Raw genomic sequence first — 16555 nt, 5'->3', positions numbered from 1 at the left:
TTAGGTAGATAGTATATTTGACGACTTCATCCATTTCCTTATTCTTCCCCTGGCATTATTATATGGTGAGGAAGTGTTAAACTGTATCATTCGGCCTCTTGTCCATTTTTCATACCAAGGAACTTCATACAGTTCGCTATTTGTCTTCTGATCTAAAATTAACAAAATATCTGTTACTGTCTGATCTAACTTTTCAAGCAAAACAGGATAATCGTCATGCTCATAATCTTTATAAAACTTTTGGGCCAGTTTACCGAGCTCATTCCATTTATATCCAGTATCAGGAAAATCAACCTGCTCATTATTATCTTTCATTCGATTCCATTTCAGAACCAGTTCTCCCCATCCTATCAGGTAAGAAATAAGGTTATTAATGCTCATTAATGTCCCTTTTGAATGGCCTTCCAGATTTTTAGCCCGAGTTAATTCATAAGGGATTGTCAAAAGCTCCTTTCTTAATTTGCTGTAATTTGTCTGAATTGCATGCTGTAATTCTTCTTTGTTTGCTGGAACAGCCATATTTTTCTTTATAAGATGCACAATTTTAATATTTATAATTTTGACTTTCAATTTTATCTTATTAAACACTTTATTATTTGTTTCAAATACTATTCTTTTTACCTTACATCTCTGGATTAATAAGAAGGAAAAACTTAAATAACGCTATTTAATGAATGCAAATGAATACTCAATAAGAAGGTCAAGAATTGAGCCTAATGTATTTGGGCATATTTTGAGTGAGCTGACTATTTCGGTTGATCCTTTTTATCAGGGTAAAGGTTTGGGGAGAAAACTATTTCCAAACAAGTGTAAATGCCCTTTCACAAGCAATAATGCTTCTTCTAGAGTTGGTATTCGGAAAATAGTGGGTCTTCCTAACCCGTTCTTCAAAGAAAGTTTTTTTAACGAGTCCAGCGTGTAACTGCTTACCAGGCCTCTGCCGTTGGTCTCCCGGTCAACCGTAATATCATGCATCAGCACCAATATGCCGTCGCAGGTTACTGCACATCAATTTCTACCATATCTACTTCCATATCGATAGAAGAGCGCATAGCTTCCAAAGAGTTTTCGGGATATTGCCGCCAGTCAATGATACATCAACGAGAATAGTTGAGAGTTTTTTGTAAATTTGTAGAATTTTAGCTTAGCTATTTAAATCGATTTTTAATGGAAAATGCGTTAGATAAATTCAAACATCTTTTTAAACGGCAAGAAGTTCCTGCTAAAACAATTCTTTTACAAGAGGGTAAAATTTCAAGAACTATGTTCTTTATTGAAAAGGGGTGTTTGCGGACTTCGGTAAATGTTAATGGTAAAGACATTACTACTCAATTCTTTTTTGAGGAAGATAAAATTTCATCTATTGAAAGTTTCAGAACAAACCAACCGAGTTTATACAGCATAGAAAGTATAGAGCCTTGTGTTTTACAGACAATTTCGCAAAATGATTTTCAGAGCATTTTAGAAAATTCGCCTGAAATGAAAGAAGAAATACAAGAACATTTATTTAGGCGACTTATACAAAGTCAAAAACTTTTCTTTTCATTTCTAAAAAATACGCCTCAACAACGCTATCAAGAGCTGGTAAAAAAACAACCCCAAATAATTCAGCGTATTCCCCAGCATTATATTGCATCATATTTAGGCATTACCTCTGTTTCACTAAGTAGAATACGGAACAGGCGATAATTACATTTCTTTACAATTGTTATCGTCAGTGGGTCAATCTAATCTCAATTTTGTACTGTATAACAGAAACAAGATGAGAACAGCAATAGTATTTAACCATCCTTATGAGGCAAGTTACTGCAATGCCATCCTTAATGCCGTAACAAAAGGACTTAAAAACGCCAATCACGAAGTTGACCTGATGCACCTTGACAATGACGGATTTAATCCCGTAATGTCAAGTGCAGACTTAAAAGCTTTTGTGGAACACAAACCTATTGACCCGCAAGTCATAGATTATAATCAACGGTTGGAGAAGGCAGACCATCTGATTTTTATTTTCCCGATTTGGTGGGATCAGATGCCTGCAATGACCAAAGGATTTATTGACCGGGCTCTATGTCCGGGAGTCGTATATGACCATCATCCAAGAGGTTTTGGGTTGGTACCACTTTTAAAAAAGCTGAAAGGAGTAACCATCATAACTACGATGAATAAACCCAAGATAATGTATTCCCTATTCAATGGAAGCTTAATCAAGAAAGCAATGCTACGTAGTGTCTTTAAAACTATGGGATATAAAAACCTCAATTGGTTAAGTTTCACATCGGTAAAATCAGTAAGCCAAAAGAAAAGAGAAAATTGGCTCATAAATCTTGAAAAAAGGTTTTCAAAATTTAACTAAATAAAGTATATATAGTACTATGAAACTTAATAGAAATTATATCACACCTTTTATCTCATTAGTATTTCTTGTTGTTGGACTTTCAGGAATGCTTATGTTTTTCCATTTATTTGACGGCTATACAGAAGTCGTACACGAGTATTTGGGTGTTTTCTTCATTATATGTGCTGTTTTTCATATTATACTCAATTGGAAAGCCTTAAAAATTCATTTCAAAAGAGGTGTGTTCATTCCTGCCGGATTAGCGGTAGCAGTCATATCCATACTATTTATCATTCAGCAACAATACAATCCTAAAGTTGATACAATGCTTTTAGACAAAATAATAAAGGCACCTATTAATGATGTTTTTAAAGCATTGGAAGTTGATTCTTCCAAAGCAGTTAAAAGATTAGAAACAAACGGAATATCAATTGATGGAGCAACGAACTTGAAGGATATTTGGATTAACAATAACGCCGACCCTGAAGAAGTATTTGATTTGATTATGGAGTAATTAACTATACCAAACTTTGCTCAACCACAACAACAATTAAACTACCTGTCAGGTCAATTTCTAACTCTGATTTGCGAAATTGAAGGAAAAGAAGAGAGGCGAGCATATTCGCTTAATTCTTCACCTTGTATAGATGAGGGACTGTTTGTAACAGTAAAAAGTGGAAAAATGTCAAATTATCTTAGTGATAATATCAAAGTTGGGGATGGGATAGCTGTCTAATAGGAGGCGGAAGTGGAATTATCCCTTTGTTTTCTATTATCAAGTCTGTTCTTATAAATGAGCCGATCTCAAAATTATCACTTATATATGTGAACTCAAACAGGGAAAGCACAATATTTTATGAACAATTAGAGCATTGACGAAAAATAAACCGAACTAAATTCCTTCACAGCCTATGTGATGCTCTAAACAGAAAAATGGATGAAAAGGAAGAAAGGTTATAAACTTTCTTACAATACGCCTCGAGGTAAATGAATACCTTTTGTCCGTACAATAATGGACGAAAAATTAAGACAGCACGGCAGGGTTTGGCTCGAAAATAGAAGTTGAGGATAAAGAATTTGTATTTTTGCAATTTATTTTAATATCAATTGACGAATGAATGACAACGACACCAGACGACTTTCACGGCTGACAGCAATCCTAACACAGTTGCAAACCATACGACTTTTGACAGCAACGCAGCTTGCAGAAAAATTTTCTGTAAGTGTCCGAACCATTTACAGGGACATAAGAGCATTGGAACAGGCAGGCGTTCCTATCTTGACAGAGGAAGGGAAAGGCTATACGCTAATGGAGGGTTACAGAGTACCACCTATAATGTTTACCGAAGCACAAGCCAATGCTTTGATTCTGGCAGAACAGTTAGTACTCAAAAATAAAGATGCTTCGTTTGTTAAAGACTATTTGGAAGCTATTGAAAAAATCAAAGCGGTTTTGAAATACAGCGTAAAAGATAAAGCCAACCTACTTGCCGAAAGAACTCGATTTGACCAAAACATAAACCGGAAAAGGAACAGTAACAATTTATCTGACTTGCAGTTTGCTTTAACAAACTACTGCCTCACAAAAATTGATTACACTAACGAGCAAAACAAATCAACAACACGACTGATTGAACCATTTGCATTACTTAGTACAGAAAATTGGCTATTGGTGGCGTATTGTCGTTTGCGAAAAGAATTTCGATTTTTCCGATTAGACAGAATAAAAAAGTTGGAAATCCTTCCCGAAAAGTTTGAACCACACGCAATGACTTTACAAGAGTACTTTGACAAGTATCACTAATTTTTCACACCCCTGACATAAGGCTGTCATTATCCTATTTTAATTTTGTAATACAGTTAAAAAGTAAAACAATTTTAAAATGGAAAAAAGAACAATTGACCCTTGGAAATGGGGCGAACAAACAAACTCTGCACAAGCTGTAGAGGTAAAAAACATTACAGGAACGCTTTACTGTTCTGGACAAGTAGCTATTAACAGTAACGGTGTACCAAGCAATGCTGATATACGCTCACAACTTATCCAAACCATTCAGAACCTTGAACAATTGATAAGTGAAGCTGGTTACGAATGTAAAAATATTGTAAGGCTAAATGTTTACACCACATCATCACAAGATTTTTTCACAACTTGTATGGACATTTATGTGCCGTTCATTCAAAAGTATGGGATTAAACAAGCTACTACATTGCTTGAAGTGAAAGGACTTTTTGCTACATTAAACGTAGAATTGGAAGCAACGGTTGTAAAGTAATAATGCAGGAAACAAAGATATTTTATCCGACAAGCCTTACAGAGTGGAGAAAGTGGTTAGAAAATAATCATCTTTCAAAACAATCCGTATGGATTGTTTTCTATGTCAAAGACTCAAAAAAGAATTCAATAAGTTGGAGCGATGCGGTTGATGTTGCCCTTTGTTTTGCTTGGATAGACAGCAAGAAAATCAAAATAGACGAAGAAACATCACATCAATATTTCAGCAAACGAAAAGCCCAAAGCACTTGGTCAAAAATCAACAAAGAAAAAGTTCAACGATTGATTGACAATAGATTGATGACAAAAGCAGGTTACGAAAGCATCGAAGTAGCCAAACAAAACGGTTCGTGGACAATCTTAGATGAAGTTGAAGAATTGATAATCCCAAACGACTTAGAAAAAGCGTTTAGAAAATATAAAGGTGCAAATGACTATTTTTTAAGTTTAAGTAAAACAGTTAGAAAAATGATGTTGCAATGGATTGTCCTTGCCAAACGACCTGACACCCGACAAAAACGTATAGACGAAATTGCCGAATTTGCAGGTCTGAAAAAGAAACCCAGACAATTCTAATTAGAAAAACAGCTAAATTGAATCACCCTGCTTTGTTTTTTACATATTTGAAAACATTTAGTATGAAACAATAAACCCTCCGAATTTGGAGGGTTTATTGTTTATTTAATATTTTGAGCATCCTACCAACTTCAATATCCATTCTCGAAAAGGCAAACCATTTTTTGCCCAGGTCTTTCAGTGATGCTCCGACATAATGCGTATGGCCCATACCGGTCTCTGGATACTGTTTTTATTTCCGGATGTTTCTTTAGCCATTTGGCAAGAGTACCCGCCTCACGGTCTAGTAGCAGATCGCCTATGCGCAAGAATTTTAGCTTTCGGATGAACTGTTAATCATTCTTTGCCGATATCTGCTTTTTAAGATACTTTCGATAATCCCTCGCTTATGGACATGCATGTGTGCAGCATCATCGTGACGGTACATCAGAAAAGGCTGATCCCCATAACCGATCTTTTCCATATAATGGTTTGCGATCTGCTATAAGGTGAAATTGTCCAGCTGCTCACTGGAATGGAAATTCAGGGAAATGTGCAGGGTGTTTGTACCCACCTCAGGCCTTAGTTCCAATAGGCGTTTAAAACGGTTCAGTTTCTGGTTAAAATCCATCTGCTGGATTTCTCCTGCAAAACCACTGGCCAAAATCAAACTGGCCTCTCCTGCATCCACCTTATTCTCATAGTAGTGCAATGCACCCCTGATGGTCTTACCTGGTATTATTCTTGCAACCATTTGCCAGCGAGTTTGGAAATGATGATTAACAATTCGTCTACTTTTGCATCAATCTTTTGATATTGATCAGCTGCTTTTAATGTATAAAATGCGCGCTTGGTATTAGATCTATCCTGATTAAAACTGCGCGTGATCTGGTTGATGTTGACCCCTATCGCCCTTAATTCTTTCCGGATCAAAGCCAACTCTTCCATTGCTGTATTTAGGTCATGTCCTTATAAAAGAGCGTGATCTTCTCCTGGCTAAGGATCTTTCTCGCCACTCCACCAACAGAATGACAATCGCTATTCCGACTGATCTTATCTAGTCTTAGATAGACTTTTTCAGTTACCCTTGTTCTGACAAAGTGGGTCAAAATGGTTTCAGGGTTGATTGATTTCTTTCTGGGCATAATCGGTTTTTAACAAGATAAAAGAGGCAAGTTCCGCAGCCTGTAAAAGGTTTTCGTGGACGAAAATATATCTTTGCTTAGACCACATGGACTACAATAAGCTCCTTGCAACAGTACTTTTAAACTCTTGTTTGTGATAGAACTAGGATGTATGGATTGGCTATTAATTACCGGACTGACTGTTCAGATTTTCGAGGTGGTTTGAACTGTTCCAGGGGAATAAAGCTCCTTAGGAGTTGCCGGATTTTGACACGTGGATCGGCCTTGACTTGCTTTAATTTCAGGTAAGGCCTGCCTTTATATTTTCTGCCCTTCAGATTCGGGTCTTTGGTTTTCCTGGACTGCACTCTAGTTTCTTCGAGTTGTGCTTTCAAAATTACTGTTTTGTTCATGGCTATAAAATTTGATAGCCAAAGGTGGAAAGGGAGAAAATGTGTTGGTCACTAGTAGAGATAAATAATTATATAAAATGGTAGCGTAAGATTCAGTTATTTATGGAGGGGAGCAATTGTTACTGGGTTACCGATTTCAAATTGAGTGTTACAATAAATGTACTCCCTTCATTCTTTAGTTAATCTGACAAGCTATCTGCAGGGAATTGTGGTGATTTCTTACTATGGGCTGCAACCATCCCCACCATTATAAAAAACTAAAAGATCAGGCTCCCTGGTTCAGCATTTTTTCAAACCGCATCCAACAGGTGAGCAGAACCTGAGCAAAAAATGGCTCGCGTTTTGATTGCTGGAAAACGGTAGCTGTAGCTGGATTCTGTTTTTGAACGGAAAACAATCAGCTACAAAAGGAACCAAAATAAACCGGGCACTACATTTAAATGATAAAAAGCAGGTAATTGTGCCCATTGTAAGTAAAAGTCCCGGAGGATAAAGAAAGTAAACTCTGGGGGTAACAAATTGTACAATCGATGGATATAAAAAAGAACGGATATTTTAAATTGGATAGAAGTCCGGATTGGCTGGGAAGGTTAATATTTATCAAGGATGGCTATCAAACCGACACCATTGCAAGTGTCTGGCACCAGGCAGGTGAAACAACTGAATACAACTTTATTGAAAAAGACACAACTATCGTCAGGTTAAAATTGCTTGGAATGACGAATTAAAACAATCGGATAATGTGGAGTAATCTTAGATCGGGGGAAGATGAACCAAATTGAAACGAAAAAGCTCACCGTTAAGAGATTAACAAATTCATGATGGTAAAGAAAAGAAGAATAATATGAAAATATACAACGCGTTACCTGAAGGCAACGAAATGGCTAGCTTAGAACCAGCAAGGTACTTTAATCTTGGCATAGAACAAGTGGAACAGATTCTAGATTGGATGAAAGATGCAAAGGGAGCGACACAACCATTGTTGATTCATTTGGACATACTATTATTATTGTCTGAAAAGTACCCATCTATCGCAGAGGATAGAATATATAAACTAGATTTAGAACATATCAAGACCATTTTTTTAGCCTGGCACCAACGGAACAGCGCCAAAATACCCGTTAAATACAGGGAAGATATAAAGGAATCGGGCATAAAGATTATTGAGGGATTAAAAAAATATTGGAAACCCTAATAATGACCACAACCTTTTGGGATAATAAAACAACGGATGATGTCAATCAACAATTTTAAAGAGAAAATTACTCCCTTCTTCTGGGTAGAAAATGGGAATAACGTGTCTGTTTGCCTGAATGTTGGTAAATATAAAACTGAAATTTTCCAAACAAGGGAAGATGAAGGCTTTGAGGGAAATGGCTATGATTGGGCTTCCCTGGCAAAAGTATTTATAGAGGAACTAAAGCCCGAATTAATAAAGACCGTTAAGTTCGATCCCGAAGCCGGAATGTTCTGTGCTTACTCATCAAGTAGCGATGCTTTAAAAACCTTTATCATCGCATTTAAAGAAGCCTGCGAAAATGAAACCTTGCTAAATGACTTATTTTCCAGGGCAGAATTGGATTAAAAGCCCTTGAGGTATGAAGCAAGCCGCACGAACTAGATCTAAAGTAAATGTGAAATACCTGCCTAACATGAAACGAGCAAAAGAAATAAAATCAACCATCACCGAAACCCATGAAGTTAAGGATCGTAACTCCTATTATATGCCAAGAATTTTAGTCTTTTTTATGGTACTGGTGTTGCTTTCATGCCAGAGACCTTCAGGTCATAAATCGCAAGCAACCAGTACATCCGACACAACAAAAACAGCTATGACCAGGGATGCTCAAGAAATTTCCTGCGACCAATTCCTGTCAGCCATTGTAAAATCCAGCAATGCAGTTGCCCTGAAACACTTTAGTGACACCCTTGTAAAAGTCCGCCTTGAATACCTTACAGCTGAAATAGCAAGGATTAAACTATTTGTGATCAATGATATTTCGGAAGATCTGGCTAATAAAAAGCTAACAGAAAATGCCGTAGGCTGGTTAGAATTCCACAGGCAAACCAAGCGGTTGACAGACATAACCAATGACCCCAATAAACCATTAGTTTTACAATATGATACCACCCTTTTGCAAAAGCATGATCTCTATAAATTATGTAACGCTGAAACAGCAATTGCCAAACCCGGAACCGGTTATGAACAAAGAGATGTGATGCAGGAAGCAGATATAAGATTTAATGGTAAGCTGAAACGGTTTTTTACCATGGCTGAGTTTGAAAAAATATTTGGCAAGCCCGACAGCATACAGTTGCTGAAAGATGAAACGCCATGTGTTACCATCTTTGGCACCGAAGCCCCAGATGATAAATACCTGTACAAAGATGGTTCCTGCTTTGAAACCAGTAAGGACAGTGTGGCTGTTGCTGAATTTCGGTTTCAAAGCGGAAATTTCATCACCTATAAAGGTATCCGGATAGATGCCAATACTACAATGAATGATATCAAACAATTGTTTCCGACCGCTGTAAGCGGAAGGCTAGGTATGGATAAGGAAGGAAAACTCTGGGTAATTAAGTTAAAAGAAGATTATGAAGGGGTTTCTGACGGACATATCAAACTGTTTTTTAAGAATGGAAAAGTAGCCTTTATGCACTGGTGGCTTCCATGTTAGCATAATTACCTCTGATAAGATTGATAGAATGATGAGACAGATAGCTTTTGTTTTCATGGTACTGGTAGCCAAAGTAGTTGCCGCACAGTCAAGCCCAATACCTAAAAATATCAGGTCAGCCTTTGAAGGAACCTGGCAGATTAAAGAAAAATATTACACCAATACCATCAAAATACACTTTGAGCCGGAGAAAGATTATGCCTTGTTTACCGATATTGGTACAGGGGTAGCTCCTTCCAGAACATTTAAAGTAGCATTAAAGAACAACCTGCTTGTCTTATCAGCAGTCAGGAACCAAAATGATGATATAGAAATGGAGATCATCAAAGGAAAGCTGTATTTCAGGTCGATACCTGCCCAATGGGATAAAAACGGAAACAGGATAAGACCAGTAAATGCCCAGCAGGAACAAAGGGTTTTTAAGCGTGTAAAAAAGTAAAACAACAAATATGACCATTCCGGAATTTAAAGAAAAGCTAGAAACCATACGCCAGACACTCTTCCCCGAAGAGCTAATTGATAACAATAGCATTGAACAAAACTATTTTGAGGTACTCTCCCCATTTATAGCAACTTCTAATGACAATGCATATCCATTTTTCGCCTTCAGGGAGGAAACCGGATCAACAATCGAATTCATCATCAACAACCGGGTGTCAGATTTATTTATGGTAAGCAAAGATGATATGTACAGCAACGATCCTATGGTATACATCAAAATCAAAGAAGAATGGCAATCGTTCGAGTTTAGTGTGTCCACTTTATTGCTCACCGAATACGTGGATTGGATAGCGGAAAAAACCAGCAACAAACTGGAATTTCGCCTTGAGGGTTACGCAATGTATGTTCCTATCAAAAAGCACTGGACCCAGTTTTTTAACCCTTTCTCCTATCCTAATAAAATATGGATAGGAAAAGAATTGAAATCAATCATCCTGATCCAAAATGAGATCAGTACTCTGAAATGCATGGCAATGGATGCTGAGACTTTACAAATAGCTCAAAAGTTGTTGGAAGAACCTTAGTAAATCATGAAAACTCAATTGATAACAAACTTATGGAAAAGGGGTAATTAACAATTCCAGTTTTTTATGCTCATACTATTGGTGCCGGAATAGATGCAGGATACAACAAAAAAGAATGGGATTTGAGACATTTATTGACAAAATAACCTTTACCACTATCTTGAAACCTAGATCAGTCTTGACTTTCTTTAGTTTCAGCTAAGGCCTTCCTTTATATTTTCTGCCCTTCAAATTCGGGTCTTTGGAACTACAACAATGATCTTTTTTGGCATACTTTTCTTTATAATTTGAATTGTGCCCAGAAGGGTACTCCCACTTGCCATACCGTCATCAATTACAATTACAGTTTTGTCTGTAAGTTGCCGGGGTTGTTTTCGACCAAGAAATATATCATACATGTGTTTCAGTTTCGAGCGAATAGATTTGAGTTCTTTTTCCAGATAATCTTTCGAGATTTCTATTACCGGTCTAATAAAATAATCCGTAAGTGTTGCTGCTCCTATAGCATATTCTTTATTTAAAGGATGGCCAATCTTTTTTGTCAAAAGAATTTCTACTGGATAACCGATTCTTTTTGCAACTTCATAAGCTACAGGAATCCCTCCTCTAGGTACAGCAAGTATGAACCTAACTCGTCCTTATATTTTAAGAGTTTATCTGCCAGTAACCTTCCTGCCTGTTCCCTGTCTTCAAAAATATCGTGCAGTAATCCTTCCATACTTATCCATTTAAGCAACTAGATGAGTAAGCAATTGATTATTGATCAATAAATCACCCTGATAATCCGTGTAGAGAAAAATTGATTGCACCGAGGTGATAGTAGATATGGTACCCAACAATGACAAGGCAAGCCATAATACTCCTTTAGCATACTGTTGGACTGCTAGTAATAAGGGGATACATCCAAATAAAACATGTATCCTGGAACTTGAACTTTGAACAATTACGATTCCTGACAGTTCATCCAGTCTTTCATTAAGTAAAACTTCTACGAGCAATTCCAAGTTCCTTAACTGCTAATCCAATATTTAATTAAAGTTGAAAGGGTGCAGGTATTATTTTGGTAAAGCAATTGGTGATTTCGCCTTAACATTTATCTCATATTTTGCCAGCTGGGATAACCGATCGTCTATATGCTTTTCATTAATTTCTGCTTCATGAAAGATAGTCGCGTATTTTCCTAATTCAAGCAAATTAGCAAAAGCCGTGGCTGTTCCATAGATAGAAATTTTATAGTGATTGATGTTTTGAATACATGCTAGTAAACAGGCATCCTTGATATCTGCATTAGTACAATAAGATAAGTATTCATCAGTTTGATTTATAAAAGCTCCCATGCTCGGGTCACTAACACTAACTGATGATATTTGTTCGTCAATTATAAAGTCCCCTATTGATTTAATATGTTCGTCTACAAACTCAATATATTTCTGCAGTATAGTTTTTAACTGTATGGAGTTAGCATCACCAACCCACTTTTGCAAACTATTTTTCAATTTAACTTCCGAACTTAATAAGTTAGTAATTTGGTAATCTATTAAATTATGAATTGTGTTGATTGCATTATTTTTCATGATTTTTGAATTTTGAAGTTGACCATATTTAAACTGGTTATTTAGAGCGCTGCTCAAAAAGCATCTTGATTTTTGAGCAGCGCTTAATTCAATCAATGCTTATTTCTTTTTTGTTGTGTAAAGCTTTGAAGGATTTCTTTAGGCTAAGCTTAAGTAATCCGTTTTTATAACTAGCTTTCACATCTTCTTCTTCAATATTGTCGGGAAGGCTAAAGCTCCGGGAAAAAGAAGAACTGGCAAACTCTTTTCTGGTATAGTTTTTCTTTTCCTCTCTATGCTCACTGCTTGTTTCTGCACTAATTGTTAGCAGCCCATCTTCCGAAGTAATTTTAAAATCTTCCTTGTTAAAACCTGGGGCAGACATTTCGAGTTCGTAACTATTTTCTTCATCCCTAATATTAACGGCAGGGAGAGACTCAGTGTCCATAAAGGGCTTGTTAAAAAAATCGGAGTTGAAAAAATCTTCCATCGCTGACCGCAACGTCGGAAATCCATTTGATTTTACTAAAGTTTTCATTTTCTTATATTTTAGTTTAAAATTGATTCTGGTTAGTGAAGAGATATCTACACACATCATGACATTCCATAAAGATGAGCCTAGCGATTATATAATATTTCAAAAATTAAATGGATAAGTTTCCGGAACCTGGTGTCCGTCGGGTTTCAAGTGCAGTGGATGAAGTTCTGTTGTCTGATCCAGATACATGAAGGCATCGTATCTTGAACTTAATACAGAAAGCTGATAATTTCTTCTATTCTCGTGTTCAGGGTTATAAACCACACCAATAGCCCTATGTGGCATGATTAAATCAAAACGCTGTTTTTCTGTTTTATCAAATATCAGCAACCGGTCCTCCTCTGACTCTTTGTGCAGAAGATCTTCAACACTACCTACTCTAGCTGGGGGTACTTTCATAACCTTCATAGGCGACTCCCATTCTTCTCCAGCGATCACACTTCCCTGATAGGTACCAAACCCAACTATAACCACGTCCTGACTATCCATTTCTTCTCTGATTAGCTGACCAACGTTGATCAAGCCATCATTGTACATACTTGTATATCTTGCATCACCGATATGACTGTTATGCTCCCATACAATACCTTTACTCTCAGATCCGTGAAATTTAAACAAACGTTGTAAGGTCTCCATCATATGGGTATCTCTCAGGTTCCAGCTATTTTGATTAAAACCTGTCATGTTCCGGTAATACTCCTCTGCATTTAACAGTATATGAGCATTCTGTTCTGCATTTAATGCTGCTTCAGGGTCATGATCATAATGAAGACTGTTCTTTCTAACCGCTGCAAGCAACTGAGTCAGCGGTTCTCTGCAGGAGTCTGAGAGAAGATGATTTTGTTTCGCATATCTGAACTCATCTTTTTCAAAAGGTTCAAAACATTGCGCAGCTTTTTTTGCAATGGCAGCAGCATGCAGGTCGTTTCTTTTTAGATATTCTATAATGGTGTCCATAGACTCCCACAAGCTATAAACATCCAGCCCATAAAAACCGGTTTTATCAACTGGGTATATTTCGTCATTGCGGTTTTTAAGCCAGGTAATCAGGGCGGCAACTTCCCAATTGGCCCACATCCAGGTGGGCCACCTCCTAAAAGTATTCAGCAGACCTGAAAGAGATTTATGGTGACTACGTCCTTTTACATAGTTATTCAGTTTATAGCAGTCCGGCCAATCACCTTCTACTGCTATAAAATTAAACCCTTTTTCTTCAATCAATCTTTTGGATATCGCTGTTCTCCAGGTATAATACTCGTGTGTACCATGGGAAGCTTCACCCAACAATACGCAGCGTGCAGCACCTATCCGTTCCATTAGTGGATCCAAACTATGAATCCCCTCAAGAATATAGCTTTTCTCTTTAGTGAGATCTACAGCAAATGCTTCATCTTTAATATAGTTCCCCATGTTTTTAATTCTAATTATTATATAAAATTAGATCAGAATATTAAGCAATCCGGTGACGTACATCATGATTATGAATGATTTAAACACAGTCTATACTTGATTTTTGCTTTTGAACGTTTCGGACTATTTCTACAATGTTTAAATAATTTCCTCGTGTGATTCGAAACGGCCTGTTGCCTCTCGCATATCGATTCGATAAACGATCAGGTTGTCCTGAAGTGCCAGACTTATGGCATGAGAAAGATCACGATCAGGATTATCAGTTGTTGAAATGATACGCTGGATTAAGCCTTGCATGACTTGTTGACGCTCCTGTCCTTTCAATTCCTGAAAAGTTCCCCATAGAATGACGCTTTTCCATTTGAACATGTTATCAATTTCATCAACCTGAAAACATACCTGTGGATTTGCTCGAAGCATTTCTATTTTTTTTCCTTCACCTGAATGTGCGTAGATCGCATTATTTTGATATATATAGTTAATAGGCACGATGTAAGTTTCACCATCTAAATGACATCCTAAACGCCCCATAAACTTGCTTTCTAAAAATTCTATGATCTCTTTTTTATTTAGTTCTCCAAGCATGACCATTAATTTATCCTCAATACATATGTCTCATCTACTTCTGATGTTTACCATATGAGCACTAAATATATCATTCATAAAAAGCGTACTCAGGTGCATCTATTTCGAGTTTACTATCTACATGCAACACTCCAGGTGCTGCCCAGGCAGCATTCTCAGCATCATCTTTTTCAGTAAAGGAGCGCACCGTTCCCGTTAGAATCACCTTATTTCCATTAACATTTACATTTATTTTTTTAGCGTCAATAGATGCATTTCTTTGAAAAGCTTCACTTATTTTCTGTTCGATATTGGATACAACAAGGTTTGGCTTAACCCTAATTAAGTTATTGACGGCAATCACACCATTTAAATTCTCGATTGCAGCCTTCGCATTTTTCCTTTGATATTCCCATTCGACTTCTCCCTCTAGTCGTACAATTCTATCTTCGACTTTTATTTTAATTTTATCCTCCTGTACCGCAGTGTGCCATTTTAATGCATTTAATACTGCTGTGGCAATATCTGCATCAGAACGTTGGTAGGATGGAGAAACTCCGATTTGTATATCTTCGGCAATTGCCTTAACACCTTTTATTCTTTTTACTGCTGCTTCTGCAGTTTGTTTTTTATAAAAGGAGTCTACCTGTCCAGAAAGTGTTACTACTCCATTTTTTACAGAAACACCAATTTCTGAGGGATTTAAAGATGGTTCCCAACCTATCTCATCAATCACGTTTTTTTGAATTTCCAAATCACTTTTCATAGTTTAAAGTTTAAAAGATAAACAATTTATAATAAGCTAATTTCTACACTTCATTCCTCACTTCAAATGATAGCTGTCAGCGAGCGCCATGATGCTCATCATCGTATTTTAATATTAAATAACGATAAAAGAATGTTACTTTAAAAAAAACATATTTAACAACTTAAAACATTAACAAGTTTTAAGTTGTTACAATTACAATCTCTATGTTTCAATCGTTTTCCTATTGATTTCAGTAAAAAAAAAGCAAATAAATGAATTGAAATGAAAACTATTCTTATCATTGAAAATGATATTGACATTCGAGAGAGTTGCGTTGAAATACTTGAACTTTCTGGATATTCGGTTCTTCAAGCTGACAATGGAAAATCGGGTCTAGACATTGCAATAGAACAACAACCAGACCTGATTTTATGCGACATTATGATTCCACAAATAGATGGATATGGTGTCTTATATTTATTAAATAAAAATGATATTACCGCTGATATCCCATTTATTTTTCTGACTGCGAAAACAGATATAATAAATTTTCGCAAAGGAATGGATATGGGCGCCGATGATTACCTAATGAAACCATTTGATGATATGAACTTGCTGCATGCGATAGAAACGAGGATTAATAAGCACGTGAGACAAAAATCTTTTCATGGGACCCCGGCAGAAAATCTTGAAACACTTGTTGCAGGGCCAGGCAAAGGGATCCTGGAATTAAATGAACTTGTGGCGAATCGGAAACTTAAACTGATCAAAAGAAAGCAAATTTTATACTATGAAGGTGATACTCCTATGGGTTTATATCAGGTAGTAAAAGGAAGTATTAAAACAATAAAAATAGCAGATGACGGGCGGCAACTCATCACAGGTTTTTACAAAAAAAATGATTATATAGGAATTCACGCGCTTTTAATTGATGAGGATTTTAGTGAGACAGCCGAGGCTGTTGAAAATACTTCAGTATATCTTTTACCTAAAGATCAAGTTATTAACCTAATAAATAGATACCCGGAAATAAGTGCCAATTTTATCAGAATCTTATCCAATCATATTCACGAAAAAGAAGAACAAATGCTCGAACTAGCCTATCATTCTGTTCGAAAACGCATGGCCAGAGTTTTATTACGTTTGAGTAAAAAATCAACAGAGTTAGATGAAATTACTATATCAAGAGAAGAACTTGCGGCAATAGCAGGGGTAGCAGTTGAAACAGTCAGCAGAACATTATCTGACTTTAAATGTGAAGGAATTCTTGAAAAAAATGGGGATTTGATTAAACTGCTAAATCCTGAAAGACTTGCAAAAATGAAAAATTGATTCTT

General features: G+C 36.5%; 28 protein-coding genes and 1 pseudogene. 15 read left to right on the top strand and 14 right to left on the bottom strand.

What is annotated here, in order from left to right:
• Nucleotides 1–519, bottom strand: a complete 519-nt coding sequence (locus tag ABDJ41_RS19440; protein ID WP_349787770.1) for a ClbS/DfsB family four-helix bundle protein — start codon at nucleotides 517–519, stop codon at nucleotides 1–3.
• A gap of 249 nt (nucleotides 520–768) precedes the next feature.
• Nucleotides 769–1091 (bottom strand): annotated as a pseudogene (locus tag ABDJ41_RS19435) (glycerophosphodiester phosphodiesterase family protein).
• A 76-nt stretch (nucleotides 1092–1167) separates the two neighbouring features.
• Between ABDJ41_RS19435 and ABDJ41_RS19430 the strand changes: the two are divergent.
• The 8 genes from ABDJ41_RS19430 (at nucleotide 1168) to ABDJ41_RS19405 (ending at nucleotide 5186) form a co-directional block, all read left to right on the top strand.
• On the top strand, nucleotides 1168–1689 hold the full coding sequence (locus ABDJ41_RS19430) for a Crp/Fnr family transcriptional regulator (RefSeq protein WP_349787769.1): 522 nt from the start codon (nucleotides 1168–1170) through the stop codon (nucleotides 1687–1689).
• Between the two features lie 73 nt (nucleotides 1690–1762).
• Nucleotides 1763–2353, top strand: coding sequence for an NAD(P)H-dependent oxidoreductase (locus ABDJ41_RS19425; RefSeq protein ID WP_349787768.1), 591 nt, complete (start codon nucleotides 1763–1765; stop codon nucleotides 2351–2353).
• A 19-nt stretch (nucleotides 2354–2372) separates the two neighbouring features.
• On the top strand, nucleotides 2373–2849 hold the full coding sequence (locus ABDJ41_RS19420) for a DUF4405 domain-containing protein (RefSeq protein WP_349787767.1): 477 nt from the start codon (nucleotides 2373–2375) through the stop codon (nucleotides 2847–2849).
• 6 nt (nucleotides 2850–2855) lie between these two features.
• On the top strand, nucleotides 2856–3071 hold the full coding sequence (locus ABDJ41_RS23040) for an FAD-binding oxidoreductase (protein WP_502930352.1): 216 nt from the start codon (nucleotides 2856–2858) through the stop codon (nucleotides 3069–3071).
• Nucleotides 3071–3211 (top strand): hypothetical protein, encoded by a 141-nt coding sequence (locus ABDJ41_RS23035; RefSeq protein WP_502930351.1) that lies wholly within the window; start codon nucleotides 3071–3073, stop codon nucleotides 3209–3211. The genes ABDJ41_RS23040 and ABDJ41_RS23035 overlap by 1 nt, the downstream gene beginning before the upstream one ends.
• Before the next feature lie 238 nt (nucleotides 3212–3449).
• Complete coding sequence (locus tag ABDJ41_RS19415) at nucleotides 3450–4139, top strand: helix-turn-helix transcriptional regulator (RefSeq protein WP_349787766.1); 690 nt, start codon at nucleotides 3450–3452, stop codon at nucleotides 4137–4139.
• A gap of 79 nt (nucleotides 4140–4218) precedes the next feature.
• Nucleotides 4219–4611 (top strand): RidA family protein, encoded by a 393-nt coding sequence (locus ABDJ41_RS19410; RefSeq protein ID WP_349787765.1) that lies wholly within the window; start codon nucleotides 4219–4221, stop codon nucleotides 4609–4611.
• Nucleotides 4612–4613: 2 nt separating this feature from the next.
• Nucleotides 4614–5186 carry a YdeI/OmpD-associated family protein gene (locus ABDJ41_RS19405; RefSeq protein ID WP_349787764.1) on the top strand — a complete coding sequence of 191 codons (573 nt, stop codon included), beginning with the start codon at nucleotides 4614–4616 and terminating at the stop codon, nucleotides 5184–5186.
• A gap of 313 nt (nucleotides 5187–5499) precedes the next feature.
• Here the strand turns inward: ABDJ41_RS19405 and ABDJ41_RS23030 are convergent, their stop codons facing one another.
• Genes ABDJ41_RS23030 through ABDJ41_RS19390 form a run of 4 tightly spaced genes read right to left on the bottom strand, consistent with a single transcriptional unit; the run spans nucleotide 5500 to nucleotide 6310 of the window.
• Nucleotides 5500–5664 (bottom strand): relaxase/mobilization nuclease domain-containing protein, encoded by a 165-nt coding sequence (locus ABDJ41_RS23030; RefSeq protein WP_502930350.1) that lies wholly within the window; start codon nucleotides 5662–5664, stop codon nucleotides 5500–5502.
• Nucleotides 5665–5667: 3 nt separating this feature from the next.
• A complete protein-coding gene (locus ABDJ41_RS19400) occupies nucleotides 5668–5919 on the bottom strand; it encodes a hypothetical protein (RefSeq protein ID WP_349787763.1) in 252 nt (83 codons plus the stop codon).
• Complete coding sequence (gene mobC, locus ABDJ41_RS19395; RefSeq protein ID WP_349787762.1) at nucleotides 5904–6113, bottom strand: plasmid mobilization relaxosome protein MobC; 210 nt, start codon at nucleotides 6111–6113, stop codon at nucleotides 5904–5906. The genes ABDJ41_RS19400 and mobC overlap by 16 nt, the downstream gene beginning before the upstream one ends.
• Before the next feature lie 8 nt (nucleotides 6114–6121).
• Nucleotides 6122–6310, bottom strand: a complete 189-nt coding sequence (locus tag ABDJ41_RS19390; RefSeq protein ID WP_349787761.1) for a hypothetical protein — start codon at nucleotides 6308–6310, stop codon at nucleotides 6122–6124.
• A 922-nt stretch (nucleotides 6311–7232) separates the two neighbouring features.
• On the opposite strand from ABDJ41_RS19390, the gene ABDJ41_RS19385 reads away from it, so the two are divergent.
• From ABDJ41_RS19385 to ABDJ41_RS19360, 6 genes are all read left to right on the top strand, one after another.
• Nucleotides 7233–7430, top strand: coding sequence for a hypothetical protein (locus tag ABDJ41_RS19385; protein WP_349787760.1), 198 nt, complete (start codon nucleotides 7233–7235; stop codon nucleotides 7428–7430).
• Nucleotides 7431–7546: 116 nt separating this feature from the next.
• Nucleotides 7547–7897 (top strand): hypothetical protein, encoded by a 351-nt coding sequence (locus ABDJ41_RS19380; RefSeq protein ID WP_349787759.1) that lies wholly within the window; start codon nucleotides 7547–7549, stop codon nucleotides 7895–7897.
• Nucleotides 7898–7933: 36 nt separating this feature from the next.
• Nucleotides 7934–8287, top strand: a complete 354-nt coding sequence (locus ABDJ41_RS19375) for an immunity 51 family protein (RefSeq protein ID WP_349787758.1) — start codon at nucleotides 7934–7936, stop codon at nucleotides 8285–8287.
• Between the two features lie 67 nt (nucleotides 8288–8354).
• On the top strand, nucleotides 8355–9380 hold the full coding sequence (locus ABDJ41_RS19370) for a hypothetical protein (protein WP_349787757.1): 1026 nt from the start codon (nucleotides 8355–8357) through the stop codon (nucleotides 9378–9380).
• A 28-nt stretch (nucleotides 9381–9408) separates the two neighbouring features.
• Nucleotides 9409–9819, top strand: coding sequence for a hypothetical protein (locus ABDJ41_RS19365; RefSeq protein ID WP_349787756.1), 411 nt, complete (start codon nucleotides 9409–9411; stop codon nucleotides 9817–9819).
• A 10-nt stretch (nucleotides 9820–9829) separates the two neighbouring features.
• Nucleotides 9830–10405, top strand: a complete 576-nt coding sequence (locus ABDJ41_RS19360; protein ID WP_349787755.1) for a hypothetical protein — start codon at nucleotides 9830–9832, stop codon at nucleotides 10403–10405.
• A 227-nt stretch (nucleotides 10406–10632) separates the two neighbouring features.
• Here ABDJ41_RS19360 and ABDJ41_RS19355 read toward each other — a convergent pair whose 3' ends face one another.
• The 8 genes from ABDJ41_RS19355 to ABDJ41_RS19320 all read right to left on the bottom strand — a co-directional run bounded on the left by ABDJ41_RS19355 (nucleotide 10633) and on the right by ABDJ41_RS19320 (nucleotide 15236).
• Nucleotides 10633–10974, bottom strand: a complete 342-nt coding sequence (locus tag ABDJ41_RS19355) for a phosphoribosyltransferase family protein (RefSeq protein WP_349787847.1) — start codon at nucleotides 10972–10974, stop codon at nucleotides 10633–10635.
• 20 nt (nucleotides 10975–10994) lie between these two features.
• The gene (locus ABDJ41_RS19350; RefSeq protein WP_349787754.1) at nucleotides 10995–11123 is read right to left on the bottom strand and encodes a hypothetical protein; all 129 of its coding nucleotides are present in this window, start codon (nucleotides 11121–11123) and stop codon (nucleotides 10995–10997) included.
• 10 nt (nucleotides 11124–11133) lie between these two features.
• Nucleotides 11134–11409 carry a hypothetical protein gene (locus ABDJ41_RS19345; protein WP_349787752.1) on the bottom strand — a complete coding sequence of 92 codons (276 nt, stop codon included), beginning with the start codon at nucleotides 11407–11409 and terminating at the stop codon, nucleotides 11134–11136.
• Between the two features lie 51 nt (nucleotides 11410–11460).
• The gene (locus tag ABDJ41_RS19340; RefSeq protein WP_349787751.1) at nucleotides 11461–11979 is read right to left on the bottom strand and encodes a YciE/YciF ferroxidase family protein; all 519 of its coding nucleotides are present in this window, start codon (nucleotides 11977–11979) and stop codon (nucleotides 11461–11463) included.
• A gap of 88 nt (nucleotides 11980–12067) precedes the next feature.
• Entirely contained in the window at nucleotides 12068–12496 is a 429-nt protein-coding gene (locus ABDJ41_RS19335; protein ID WP_349787750.1) for an Hsp20/alpha crystallin family protein, read from the bottom strand.
• A gap of 99 nt (nucleotides 12497–12595) precedes the next feature.
• Entirely contained in the window at nucleotides 12596–13906 is a 1311-nt protein-coding gene (locus ABDJ41_RS19330) for an erythromycin esterase family protein (protein WP_349787749.1), read from the bottom strand.
• Between the two features lie 138 nt (nucleotides 13907–14044).
• Nucleotides 14045–14491, bottom strand: coding sequence for a pyridoxamine 5'-phosphate oxidase family protein (locus ABDJ41_RS19325; protein ID WP_349787748.1), 447 nt, complete (start codon nucleotides 14489–14491; stop codon nucleotides 14045–14047).
• Between the two features lie 70 nt (nucleotides 14492–14561).
• The gene (locus ABDJ41_RS19320) at nucleotides 14562–15236 is read right to left on the bottom strand and encodes a BON domain-containing protein (RefSeq protein ID WP_349787747.1); all 675 of its coding nucleotides are present in this window, start codon (nucleotides 15234–15236) and stop codon (nucleotides 14562–14564) included.
• A gap of 264 nt (nucleotides 15237–15500) precedes the next feature.
• Here ABDJ41_RS19320 and ABDJ41_RS19315 point away from each other — a divergent pair, with 264 nt between their 5' ends.
• On the top strand, nucleotides 15501–16550 hold the full coding sequence (locus ABDJ41_RS19315; RefSeq protein ID WP_349787746.1) for a response regulator: 1050 nt from the start codon (nucleotides 15501–15503) through the stop codon (nucleotides 16548–16550).
• Nucleotides 16551–16555 lie beyond the last annotated feature (5 nt).

This window comes from Pedobacter sp. ASV1-7, from assembly GCF_040203335.1.
In the GTDB taxonomy this organism is placed as follows: domain Bacteria; phylum Bacteroidota; class Bacteroidia; order Sphingobacteriales; family Sphingobacteriaceae; genus Pedobacter.
This window is presented reverse-complemented; position numbering and strand designations above follow the sequence as displayed.